At 71.9% G+C, this 12,783-nt stretch carries 7 protein-coding genes; 6 read left to right on the top strand and 1 reads right to left on the bottom strand.

The genetic code is table 11. From position 1 onward, the window contains the following. Nucleotides 1–188: 188 nt before the first annotated feature. The 4 genes from ACZ45Z_RS13240 (at nt 189) to glgB (ending at nt 8,395) form a co-directional block, all read left to right on the top strand. A complete protein-coding gene (locus tag ACZ45Z_RS13240) occupies nt 189–2,192 on the top strand; it encodes an alpha-1,4-glucan--maltose-1-phosphate maltosyltransferase (RefSeq protein ID WP_468360908.1) in 2,004 nt (667 codons plus the stop codon). Beyond that, the gene (gene treS / locus ACZ45Z_RS13235) at nt 2,189–3,907 is read left to right on the top strand and encodes a maltose alpha-D-glucosyltransferase (RefSeq protein WP_468360905.1); all 1,719 of its coding nucleotides are present in this window, start codon (nt 2,189–2,191) and stop codon (nt 3,905–3,907) included. The genes ACZ45Z_RS13240 and treS overlap by 4 nt, the downstream gene beginning before the upstream one ends. Before the next feature lie 339 nt (nt 3,908–4,246). Further along, the gene (locus ACZ45Z_RS13230; RefSeq protein WP_468360903.1) at nt 4,247–5,758 is read left to right on the top strand and encodes a maltokinase N-terminal cap-like domain-containing protein; all 1,512 of its coding nucleotides are present in this window, start codon (nt 4,247–4,249) and stop codon (nt 5,756–5,758) included. A 147-nt stretch (nt 5,759–5,905) separates the two neighbouring features. Next, nucleotides 5,906–8,395: a 1,4-alpha-glucan branching enzyme gene (glgB, locus tag ACZ45Z_RS13225; protein ID WP_468360900.1), complete on the top strand. Its 2,490-nt coding sequence runs from the start codon at nt 5,906–5,908 to the stop codon at nt 8,393–8,395. 387 nt (nt 8,396–8,782) lie between these two features. Here the strand turns inward: glgB and ACZ45Z_RS13220 are convergent, their stop codons facing one another. Continuing rightward, the gene (locus ACZ45Z_RS13220; RefSeq protein ID WP_468360897.1) at nt 8,783–10,186 is read right to left on the bottom strand and encodes a cation:dicarboxylate symporter family transporter; all 1,404 of its coding nucleotides are present in this window, start codon (nt 10,184–10,186) and stop codon (nt 8,783–8,785) included. A 171-nt stretch (nt 10,187–10,357) separates the two neighbouring features. Here ACZ45Z_RS13220 and ACZ45Z_RS13215 point away from each other — a divergent pair, with 171 nt between their 5' ends. Next, entirely contained in the window at nt 10,358–12,019 is a 1,662-nt protein-coding gene (locus ACZ45Z_RS13215; RefSeq protein ID WP_468360894.1) for a sensor histidine kinase, read from the top strand. Between the two features lie 73 nt (nt 12,020–12,092). After that, a complete protein-coding gene (locus ACZ45Z_RS13210; RefSeq protein WP_468360891.1) occupies nt 12,093–12,782 on the top strand; it encodes a response regulator in 690 nt (229 codons plus the stop codon). Nucleotide 12,783: the final 1 nt, after the last annotated feature.

Here is a 12,783-nt window from a genome sequence, read left to right as displayed (position 1 = left end):
GTCCGAGGGAAGGCTCTACGGGTACGCCGTTCCTCGCACACCTTCCGCTCGCACCGGCCGGGCCCGCCGCACCGCCGCCAACCGAGTGAAAGCGGACAGGAGCGCCCCTGCCCGGACCCCGTACCCCTGCCATGGAACGGATACAAAGGACGGAACCCTGCAAAGCATTACAAGCCTCAGGTGAGCCCATGATCGGTCGCATCCCTGTTCTGGACATCCGCCCGCAGATCGATTGCGGCCGCCGCCCGGCGAAGGCGGTGGTGGGCGAGACCTTCGAAGTCTCGGCCACCGTCTTCCGAGAAGGCCATGACGCGGTCGCCGCGAACGTGGTGCTGCGCAATCCCGCGGGCCGCTGCGGCCCCTGGACGCCGATGCGCGAGCCGCAGTCCGGCACCGACCGGTGGGTCGCCCAGGTCAGCGCGGATGTCGAGGGCCGCTGGACGTTCACCGTCGAGGCGTGGTCGGACCCGGTCACCACCTGGCGGCGGCATGCCGCGATCAAGATCCCGGCGGGGATCGACACCGAACTGGTGCTCGCCGAGGGCGCCGAACTCCATGAGCGGGCGGCCGCGGAGGTGCCCAAGAGCGACGGCCGCGAGGCGGTGCTCGGCGCCGTCGACGCGCTGCGCGACACCACCCTGCCCGGCGCCACCCGCCTGGCCATGGCCCTGGCCCCCGAGGTCACCCAGGCGCTGGACCGCAATCCCCTGCGTGAGCTGCTGACCACCTCGCGCCCGCTGCCGCTGGTCGTCCAGCGCCGCCGCGCCCTGTACGGCTCCTGGTACGAATTCTTCCCGCGCTCCGAGGGGGCGACCACCGCGCCGGACGGCACTCCGGTCAGCGGCACGCTGCGCACCGCCGCCGAGCGGCTGCCCGCCATCGCCGCGATGGGCTTCGACGTCGTCTATCTCCCGCCCATCCACCCCATCGGCACCTCTTTCCGCAAGGGCCCCAACAACTCCTTGTCCGCCGGTCCGGACGACGTCGGCTCCCCCTGGGCCATCGGATCGGCCGCCGGCGGCCATGACGCGCTCCACCCGAACCTGGGCACCTTCGAGGACTTCGCACACTTCGTCAGCACCGCCCGTGACCTGCGGATGGAGGTGGCCCTGGACTTCGCCCTGCAGTGCTCCCCCGACCACCCCTGGGTCCAGCGCCACCCCGAGTGGTTCCACCACCGCGCGGACGGCTCCATCGCCTACGCCGAGAACCCGCCGAAGAAGTACCAGGACATCTACCCCATCGACTTCGACGCCGATTTCCGCGGGCTGGTCCGCGAGACGAAGCGGGTGCTGCGCTTCTGGATGGCGAAGGGCGTGCGCATCTTCCGGGTCGACAACCCGCACACCAAGCCGGTCCAGTTCTGGGAGAAGGTGATCGGCGACCTGGGCCGCACCGATCCCGACGTGCTCTTCCTGGCCGAGGCGTTCACCCGTCCGGCGATGCTGCACACCCTCGCCCAGGTTGGCTTCCACCAGTCGTACACCTATTTCACCTGGCGTAACACCAAGCAGGAGCTGACCGACTACCTCACCGAGCTCTCCGGTGACAGCGCCGCCTACCTGCGGCCGAACTTCTTCGTCAACACCCCCGACATCCTGCACGCCTACCTCCAGCAGGGCGGCCGGACCGCGTTCGAGATCCGCGCCGTGCTGGCCGCCACCCTCTCTCCGACGTGGGGCGTCTACGCCGGATACGAGCTGTGCGAGTCGACTCCCGCCCACCCCGGCAGCGAGGAGTACCTGGACTCGGAGAAGTACCAGCTAAGGCCCCGCGACTGGGAAGCCGCGGCCCGTGAGGGGCGCACCATCGCGCCGCTCCTCACCACGCTCAACCGCATCCGCCGGCGGCACCCCGCACTACAGCAACTGCGCTCCCTGCACTTCCACCACGTCGACAACGACGCCGTCATCGCCTTCTCCAAGCGCGTGGGCGAGGGCGCCGGAGCCGACACGGTACTCACGGTGGTCAACCTCGACCCGCACCACACCCACGAGGCGACGGTGTCGTTGGACATGCCGGAACTCGGCCTCGGCCGGCACGAGTCCTTCCCGGTGCGCGACGAGCTCACCGGCGACACCTACCACTGGGGCAGGGACAACTATGTGCGCCTTGAGCCGGGCCGCTCTCACGCGCCCGCTCATGTGCTGTCGCTGCGACCGTCCTCACCGATCGGAGGGTCACCCAATTGATCGTCAACGAGCCCGTCCCCGACAAGTTCGAGGACACCCCGGCCAAGGACCGCGATCCCGACTGGTTCAAACGAGCCGTCTTCTACGAAGTCCTGGTGCGCTCGTTCCAGGACAGCAACGGCGACGGCGTCGGCGACCTCAAGGGCATCACGGCCAAACTCGACTATCTGCAATGGCTGGGGGTGGACTGCCTGTGGCTGCCGCCCTTCTTCAAATCCCCGCTGCGCGACGGCGGCTACGACGTCTCCGACTACACCTCGGTGCTCCCGGAATTCGGTGACCTCGCCGACTTCGTGGAATTCGTCGACGCCGCCCACCAGCGCGGCATGCGCGTCATCATCGACATGGTGATGAACCACACCAGCGATCAGCACCCGTGGTTCCAGGAGTCGCGCGCGGACCCGCAGGGGCAGTACGGCGACTACTACGTCTGGGCGGACGACGACAAGCAGTACGCCGACGCCCGGATCATCTTCGTCGACACCGAGGCGTCCAACTGGACCTTCGATCCGGTGCGCAAGCAGTACTACTGGCACCGCTTCTTCTCCCACCAGCCGGATCTCAACTACGAGAACCCGGCCGTACAGGAGGAGATGATCTCCGCCCTGCGGTTCTGGCTCGACCTGGGCATCGACGGCTTCCGGCTGGACGCGGTGCCCTACCTCTACGCCGAGGAGGGCACCAACTGCGAGAACCTGCCCGCCTCGCACGCCTTCCTCAAGCGGGTCCGCGCCGAGATCGACGCGCACTATCCGGACACGGTGCTGCTGGCCGAGGCCAATCAGTGGCCGGAGGACGTCGTCGACTACTTCGGGGACTACGGCGTCGGCGGCGACGAATGCCACATGGCGTTCCACTTCCCGGTCATGCCGCGGATCTTCATGGCCGTCCGCCGCGAATCGCGCTACCCGGTCTCGGAAATCCTCGCCAAGACGCCCGCCATCCCCTCGGGCTGCCAGTGGGGCATCTTCCTGCGCAACCACGACGAGCTGACCCTCGAAATGGTCACGGACGAAGAACGCGACTACATGTACGCGGAATACGCCAAGGATCCGCGGATGCGCGCCAATATCGGCATCCGCCGGCGGCTCGCCCCGCTGCTGGACAACGACCGCAACCAGATCGAGCTCTTCACCGCCCTGCTGCTGTCGCTGCCCGGTTCGCCGATTCTGTATTACGGCGACGAGATCGGCATGGGCGACAACATCTGGCTCGGCGACCGCGACGCGGTGCGCACCCCGATGCAGTGGACGCCGGACCGCAACGCCGGCTTCTCCTCCTGCGATCCCGGCCGGCTGTTCCTGCCGACCATCATGGATCCGGTCTACGGCTACCAGGTCACCAACGTCGAGGCGGCGATGAGTTCGCCGTCGTCCCTGCTGCACTGGACCCGTCGGATGATCGAGATCCGTAAGCAGAACCCCGCTTTCGGACTCGGCAGTTACACCGAACTGCCGTCCACCAACCCGGCGGTTCTGGCCTTCTTGCGGGAGGCCCCGACGGGCGGCGGGGGCGACGACGACCTGGTGCTGTGCGTCCACAACTTCTCGCGCTTCGCCCAGCCCACGGAGCTGGACCTCCAGTCGTTCAGCGGCCGCCATCCGGTGGAACTCATCGGCGGCGTCCGCTTCCCGCCGATCGGCGAACTGCCCTATCTGCTGACCCTCGCCGGCCACGGGTTCTACTGGTTCCGCCTGCGCCCCAATCCCGCCTAGAGCAGGTCCCCACCAGGAACCCGACCGGGCGCGGGTTCCCAGAAATCCGCCCGTACGCGGCCGGACGGCGCGTACGGGCGTTTTTTGACCTTTCGCTCGGGCACTCTCCCTCTACTACCGCACGGGCCGGGTGGGCCATCGTCGGTCCCTCCGACCGGAGGGACCGTCATACGGCGGGGCGACAGACACCGGGAACTTCTCCGCCGTAGGGACGATCCTCGCCCGGCACTCCTGACGGACTCCGTCTGGGGGACCCCGCCCACCGCCGCTCAGTCAAGGCCGCATTCCGGGACAATTTGCCCTAACCTGTCGTTGTGCCCGGGGAAAGGACGCGACGCCATGTCGGACACCGCCTCGACCCGTGCCACCCGAAACACCCCTGACCGCCCGCTCGTCTGCGCACCCGATCTGCTGTCCTCGCTGGCACCCCTGCTCGCCGAATGGGTGCCACGACAACGCTGGTTCGCCGGAAAGGGACGGCTGGTCACCGGCTTCACGCTGCTCTCGGCGACGGAGCTGCTGCCGTGCACCGCCGACGGCACCGCGCCGGGCCTGCTCCAACTGCTCGTCCGCGCGCAACAGCACGCGCCGGCCGGCCACACCCCCGCCGTCGGCGACTGCTACCAACTCCTGCTCGGGGTGCACCCCGCCCTGCCGCCGCAACTGGCGCCCGCCGCGATCGGCCGCCCCGGCGGCGGCCCGCTGCGCGGCCGCACCATCTACGACGCGCTGCTGGACAACCGGCTGTGCGGTCTGCTGCTGGAGCGGCTGCGGGTGCCCGGCCGGATCGGGGGGCTGCGCTTTCACCGGGAGCCGGACTGCGACATCCCCTCCGGGCTGCCGGCCCGGCCCATCGCCGTCGAGCAGTCCAACTCCTCGATCGTCTATGGAGATACGTTCATCCTGAAGGTCTTCCGGCGGATCGCGCCCGGCGTCAACCCCGATCTGGAACTCCCGCGCGCCCTGGCCGACGCCAAATGCGCGCGGGTGCCGGCGCCCGCCGCGTGGTTCGAGACGGCGGCCGCGGACGACGGCGGCGAGGCCACCACGCTCGGCGTCCTCCAGCCGTTCCTCCAGGGCTCGGCGGACGGCTGGCAGCTCGCGCTCAACGCGCTGGCCGTGCGCGCCGACTTCACCGGCTCCGCACGGGCACTGGGCCACGCCACCGCCGAGGTGCACACCGCGCTCGCCCAGACGCTGCCGACCACCGAACTGCGCCGCCCGGAGCTGGAGGTGATCGCCGCCGAGATGAACGAGCGGCTGGACGCCACCGCCCGCGCGGTGCCCGTGCTCCAGCCCTACCGCGCGCGGCTGCGGACCGCCTTCGACGCGCTCGCCGCCGTCGGCCACGACGGCCGGAGCTGGGCCGCGCAGCGCATCCACGGCGATCTGCACCTGGGCCAGACCCTGCGCTCCGCCGCGGAGGGCCGCTGGTCGCTGATCGACTTCGAGGGGGAGCCGGCCCGGCCGCTGGCCGAACGGCGCCGGCCGCAGCCGGCGGTGCGCGACGTCGCGGCGATGCTGCGCTCCTTCGACTACGCGGCGCGCAGCGGCCCGGCCGGCGGCGACCCCTGGGCGCTGGAGTGGGCGCGCCGCACCCGCGACGCCTACTGCCTGGGATACGCCGAGGCGGGCGGCCTCGACCCGCGCTCCGCGCCCGAGCTGATGCGTGCCTACGAGACCGACAAGGCCGTTTACGAGGTGTTGTACGAGGCCCGGCACCGGCCCGACTGGCTGTCCGTCCCGATGGCCGCCGTCCGGCGGCTGGCGGCGGGCGCGCAGCGGACGGGCCGGACCGGAGGGGGCGCGGAAGGGGAGGGGGAGCGGGCCGGGGGCGACGAGCCGGGGTGAGGGGAGCCGAGGCCGACCGCCGGCCGACCGCACGCCGCCCCGGTCCCTCGCGCCGGTCCGCCGCGCCGAGACCGCCACACCGCCGGCCCGTCCGCCGGCACAACCCGCCGACATCCGACCGTTGATCCGCCCGAGGAGGCTCCTCACGTGACCGCCCGTCCGTCCCGCCGTACGAATCCCCGCTCCGTGCCCGCCAAGGCCCCCGCATCCCGGCCGCCGGCCGAGAAGCCCGCCACCGGGGCGGAGCCGGCCGCGGCCGCCGGGCCCGGCGCCGCCGAGACCGCCGCGGCGACCGGGGCCCCCGCCACCGGCGGGAGTGCCGCCGCCGGACGCCCGGCGGCTCCGCGCCCGCCCGCGCCCCGCACCGCGGACACCGCACCGGCGACCGCGCCGGGCACCGCCCGGCGGGCGGACCCGCCGCCGGTGGAGCCGCGCCCCGCCGGCGCCCCGGGCGTCCCCCCGCTCGGTGCGGAGGACCGCGGCCGGCTGCTCGCCGGAGCCCACCACGACCCGCACGGGATGCTCGGCGCGCACCTGGTGCCCGAGGGCGTGGTCATCCGCGTCCTGCGCCCGTTCGCCCGGCGCGTCACCGTCCTGACCGAGGGCGCGCGCACTCCGCTGCACGCCGAGGGCGACGGGCTGTTCGCCGCGCTGCTGCCGCTCGGTGAGATCCCGCGGTACGAGCTGGAGATCGTCTACGCCGACACCACCCTGACGGTGCGCGACCCCTACTCCTTCCTGCCGGCGCTCGGTGAACTGGATCTGTACCTGCTCGGCGAGGGCCGGCACGAGCAGTTGTGGCACGCGCTCGGCGCCCGGCCGATGGACCACCAGGGGGTGACCGGCACCCGCTTCACGGTCTGGGCGCCCAACGCCCAGGGCGTCCGGGTCGTCGGCGACTTCAACTACTGGGACGGCACCGGCCATCCGATGCGCTCGCTGGGCTCCTCCGGCGTCTGGGAGCTGTTCCTGCCGGACATCGGCGAGGGCGAGCTGTACAAATTCGAGATCACCCGGCCGGACGGCTCGCACACCGTGCGCGCCGACCCGATGGCGCGCCGGACGGAGTGCCCGCCGGCCACCGCCTCGATCGTGACCGAGTCGCACCACCGGTGGCAGGACGACGGCTGGATGGCGCGGCGCAGTGAACGTCCCGTGCACCAGGCGCCGTTCTCCGTCTACGAGGTGCACCTCGCCTCCTGGCGCCCGGGCCTGACCTACCGCGAGTTGGCGGTCCAACTCCCGGAGTACGTCAAGGAGATGGGCTTCACGCACGTCGAGCTGATGCCGGTCGCCGAGCATCCCTTCGGCGGCTCGTGGGGCTATCAGGTGACCGGTTTCTACGCGCCGACCGCCCGGCTGGGCACCCCGGACGACTTCAAGTACCTCGTCGACGCGCTGCACCGGGCCGGCATCGGCGTGCTGATGGACTGGGTGCCGGCGCACTTCCCGCGCGACGACTGGGCGCTGGCGGAGTTCGACGGGCGCCCGCTGTACGAGCACGGCGATCCCTCGCGGGCCGCGCATCCGGACTGGGGCACCCTGGAATTCGATTACGGCCGCACCGAGGTGCGCAACTTCCTCGTCGCCAACGCGGTCTACTGGTGCGAGGAGTTCCACATCGACGGGCTGCGTGTGGACGCCGTCGCCTCGATGCTCTACCTCGACTACTCCCGCGAGGACGGCGACTGGTCGCCGAACATCAACGGCGGCCGGGAGAACCTCGACGCGGTGGCCTTCCTCCAGGAAATGAACGCGACGGTCTACCGCCGCTGCCCCGGCGTCGTGACCATCGCCGAGGAGTCGACGGCCTGGAACGGCGTCACCCGCGCCACGCATCACGTCGGACCGGACGGCTTCGGGGGCCTGGGCTTCGGCCTGAAGTGGAACATGGGCTGGATGCACGACTCCTTGGTCTATGTGTCGAAGGAGCCGGTGCACCGCAAGTACCACCACGGCGAGATGACCTTCTCGATGATCTACGCCTACTCCGAGAACTACGTGCTGCCGATCTCCCACGACGAGGTGGTGCACGGCAAGCGCGCGCTGGTGTCGAAGATGCCCGGTGACTGGTGGCAGCAGCGCGCCAACCACCGGGCCTACCTCGGCTATATGTGGGCCCACCCCGGCAAGCAACTGCTGTTCATGGGGCAGGAGTTCGCGCAGGGCGCGGAGTGGTCGGAGAGCCACGGTCCGGACTGGTGGCTGCTGGACCCGGCGTACGACGCCGAGCCGGACCACCGGGGCGTGCGCGATCTGGTCCGCGATCTGAACCGGGAGTACACCGCCACTCCCGCGCTGTGGGAGCGCGACACCGATCCGGCCGGCTTCTCCTGGATCGACGGCGGCGCGAGCGAGGACAACGTCTTCTCCTTCCTCCGCTTCGCCGCCGACGGCTCTCCCCTGATCGCGGTCACCAACTTCTCCCCCGTCGTCCGCCACGCCTACCGGCTCGGCGTCCCCGACCACATCCCCGCCTGGCGCGAGGTCCTCAACACCGACGCGCCGCGCTACGGCGGCAGCGGTGTCACCAACCCCGAGCCCCTCAAGGCGGAACCGGTGTCCGCGCACGGCCGCGCCGCCTCCATCGCGCCGGTGCTTCCCCCGCTGGCGACGCTCTGGCTGCGACCGGCCTGAGCGGTCCGCCCGTAGGGCTCAAGGCCCGTGAACGCAAGGCCCGTACACCTCATGGCCCGTAGGGCTCAAGGGCGGTGGCTGTCCTCCCCGGCCGCCATCGCCCGGCCCCCGGCCGCCCCCATCCCCCGCACCAACGCATCCCCCGGTGTCCGCATTTACCACCCCTCATTCGGGCCGCGCACGGCCTGTCAGCGGCGGCTTTTCCGCCGCTGAGAACATGCTCCCAGGGGGCACTGACAATCGGCCGGTGACGATCGATCAGCAGGGGAAACAGCAGGTCAGATGGCGTGGAGGGGGGCCGTCCGGAGGGGTGGCGGGATGACGGAGGAGCGGGCGCCGCGCGGCGCCCGCCCCCCGTCTTCGCGCCGTCTTTCCGCGCGCCGGATCTCAGACGCCCGCGGACTCCTTCGGGCTATCCTCGCGCGGCTCGGTGGCCTGCGCGCCGGGCGCCTCGCCGTGCGCGTCGTCGGTGAGGGTCTCCTCGTCGAACGGCGCCCGGCCGGCCAGCACCTCGGCGACCCGCGCCTTGTCGACCTCCTTGGTCCAGGTGCCGACCAGGACCGTGGCCACCGCGTTGCCCGCGAAGTTGGTCATCGCCCGCGCCTCGCTCATGAAGCGGTCGATGCCGACGATCAGGCCGACGCCGTCGACCAGTTCCGGACGGTGCGACTGGAGGCCGCCGGCCAGCGTCGCCAGGCCCGCGCCGGTCACCCCCGCCGCGCCCTTCGACGCGATGATCATGAAGACCAGCAGCGAGATCTGCTGCCCGAGCGCGAGCGGCCGGCCCATCGCCTCGGCCACGAACAGCGAGGACATCGTCAGGTAGATGGCGGTGCCGTCGAGGTTGAAGCTGTAGCCGGTGGGGACGGTGATGCCCACCACCGGCTTGCTGACGCCCAGGTGCTCCATCTTCGCGATCAGCCGGGGCAGCGCCGACTCCGAGGAGGAGGTGGACAGGATCAGCAGGAACTCCCGCGCCAGGTACTTCAGCAGCAGGAAGATGTTCACGCCCGCCACCAGCCGCAGCAGCGCGCCGAGCACGACCAGCACGAACAGCAGGCAGGTGACATAGAAGCCGACCATGATGACGGCCAGGGACCTCAGCGCGCCCAGACCGGTCTCGCCGACCACCGCCGCGATGGCGCCGAAGGCACCCACCGGAGCCACCCACATGATCATCGACAGCACCCGGAAGACCAGCTTCTGGAGGTGCCCCACACCGCGCAGCACGGGCTCGCCCGCCGTGCCCAGCGCCTGGAGGGCGAAGCCGACCAGCAGCGCCACCAGCAGCGTCTGGAGCACCTCGCCCTTGGTGAAGGCGGAGACCAGCGTGGTCGGGATCATGCCGAGCAGGAACTCGGGCAGGCTCTTGGCGTCGCCCCCGGTCTGGGCGTGGCCCGCGTGCCGCACGCTGTCGGTCAGATGCAGGCCCGAGCCGGGGTCCAGGAGGTTGCCCACGACCAGGCCGATGGCCAGCGCGACGGTGGACATCACCATGAAGTAGCCGAGCGCCAGGCCGCCCACCGCCCCGACCTTGGCGGCCTTACGCACCGATCCGACGCCCAGCACGATGGTGCAGAAGATGATCGGCGAGATCATCATCTTGATGAGGTTCACGAACCCGGTGCCGAGCGGTTTGAGTGCCACGGCGACACCGGGGGCGGCGAAGCCCACGATGATGCCGAGCACCACCGCGCCGATCACGGCGAGATAGAGAAAGGGGGTCCGGTCGCGCTTCTTGGGGGCGGTTGCCTCGGTGGTCCCCCCGGACGGCGGGGTCTGTGCAGCCACGGCTGCCTCCTCGGTATACGGTTCTGCGCTGCTGATCTGCGGCTGTGCGGCTCCGTTTGTTCCACGGCCGGGACGCACGACAGGTCCCGGCGACTATGCACGCCCGTGTGGCGCCCGTCACCCTTGCGTGCATTTCGTTCACGATAAAAGTGACCGTGCAGACTGTTACGCATGAGCCTGACCCGAAACCGGCCGTCCCCGCGGCTGCGCGGCCCCCGCAGCCTGGCCGGGCAGCTCTTCGCGATGCAGGTCGTGCTGGTGGCGGCGGTGGTCGTGGGCTGCGCCGTCTTCGCGTATCTCAGCGCGGGCCGGCAGGCGGAGGAGACCGCGCGGCGGCAGGCGACCGCGGCGGCCACCGCCGTCGCCGACTCCCCCGCCGTGGTGGCGGCGGCCCGCGCGAAGGACCCCACGGCCGCGCTCCAGCCGTACGCCGAGCGGCTGCGCCGGGACGCGGGGGTCGACTTCGTGGTGGTGATGGCCCCGGACGGGACGCGCTGGACGCACCCTCAGCCGTCCGCGATCGGCGGGAAGTATCTCGGGCACATCGGTCCCGCGCTGCGCGGGCGGATCTTCCCCGAGACGCATCTGGGGGTGCTGGGGCCGTCCGTGCGGGTCGTCGCGCCGGTCCGTGACCCGCTGCGCGGCGGCCGGATCACGGCGCTGGTCAGCTCCGGCATCACCATCGAGACGATCAGCGCGCAGTTGCGCGACCAGGTGCTGGCGCTGGCCGGCGTCGCGGCGGCGGCGCTGGCGCTCGGCGGCGCCGGGACGTACGTCGTCAACGCCCGGCTGCGGCGGCACACCCACGGCATGAACGCCGCCGAGCTGAGCCGGATGCACGACTACCACCAGGCCGCGCTGCACGCCGTACGCGAGGGGCTGCTGATGCTCGACGGGCAGCGGCGGGTCGCCCTGATCAACGACGGCGGCCGGGAGCTGCTCGGGCTGCCGGGCGACGCGGTGGGACGGCTGGTGACCGAGCTGGGGCTGCCGGAGCCGCTGACCGAGGCACTGGGGTCGCCCGGCCCGCGCGTCGACGAGCTGCATCTGACGGCCGAGCGGGTCCTCGTCGTCAACTCCGCCCCGATTTCCGGCGGGGAGCGCCGCGGCAGCGTCGTCACGTTGCGCGATCACACCGAACTCCAGGCGCTGTCCGGTGAGTTGGATTCGGTACGGGGCTTCACCGAGGCGCTGCGCTCGCAGGCCCATGAGGCCGCCAACCGGCTGCACACCGTTGTCTCGCTGATCGAACTGGGCCGCGCCGAGGAGGCCGTGGACTTCGCGACGGCCGAGCTGGAACTGGCCCAGGCGCTGACGGACCGGGTCGTCGGCGCGGTCGCCGAGCCGGTGCTCGCCGCGCTGCTGCTCGGCAAGGCCGCGCAGGCCAACGAGCGCGGCGTCGAGCTGGCCCTGACCCCCGACAGCCGGATCGACGACCGGCTGATCCCGCCCGGACTGCCGCCCCGCGACCTGGTGACGGTGCTGGGCAACCTCCTGGACAACGCCATCGACGCGGCCGCGCCGCCTCAGGCACCGGGGGTCACCGACCCGCCCCGGGTGCGGGTCACCGCCCGCGCGGACGGCGGTGAGCTGCTGCTGTGCGTGGCCGACAACGGCCCCGGGGTGGCCGCGGACGACGCGGTGGCGATCTTCCGGCGCGGCTGGAGCACCAAACCGTCCGCCGACCGGGCCGCCCCGGGCCGCGGCCTGGGCCTGGCGCTGGCCCAGCAGGCCGTACGGCGTCATCGCGGCACGATCGCCCTGGACGGGGCGCCGGGGGGCGGCGCGCGGTTCACCGTACGGCTGCCGCTGGGCGCGGGGGTGTCCGCATGAGCGGCGCGGGTGGGCGTCCGGCCGGTTCCGGTGGGGGTCCGGCCGGTTCCGGTGGGCGTCCGGCCGAGAGAGGATGTGGCCGGTGACCCCCTCCGCCATCCGGGTCCTCGTCGTCGAGGACGATCCGGTCGCCGCCGACGCGCACGCCCTCTACGTCGGGCGGGTGCCCGGTTTCACCGTCTCGGCCGTCGTGCACTCCGGCGCGGACGCCCGCCGCCATCTCGACCAGCACGGCGTCGACCTGCTGCTGCTCGACCTCTATCTGCCCGACGGGCACGGGCTGAAGCTGGTGCGGACGCTGCGCGCGGCCGGCCACGGCGCCGACATCATCGCCGTCACCTCGGCCCGCGACCTGGCGATGGTGCGCGAGGGCGTCTCGCTGGGCGTCGTGCAGTACGTCCTGAAGCCGTTCACCTTCTCCACGCTGCGCGACCGGCTGATCCGCTACGCCGAGTTCCGCGCGACCGCCGGTGAGGCCAGCGGGCAGGACGAGGTGGACCGGGCCATCGCCGCCCTGCGCGCGCCCCGGCCCGCCGCGCCGCCCAAAGGGCTGACCGCGGCGACGCTGCGGGCGGTGACCGAGGTGCTGCGCGCCGCCGGGGGCGGGCTGACGGCCACCGAGACGGCCGCCGAGGTCGGCATCTCTCGGATCACCGCGCGCCGCTATCTGGAGCATCTGGTCCACAGCGGCCGGGCCGTGCGGGCGCCGCAGTACGGCCAGGTGGGGCGTCCGGAACTGCGCTACCGCTGGTCGGGCCATTGAC

This window comes from Streptomyces sp. NPDC031210 (assembly GCF_055570395.1).
Note: the sequence above shows the minus strand (reverse complement) of the source record. Positions and strands in the feature narration are given on the sequence as shown.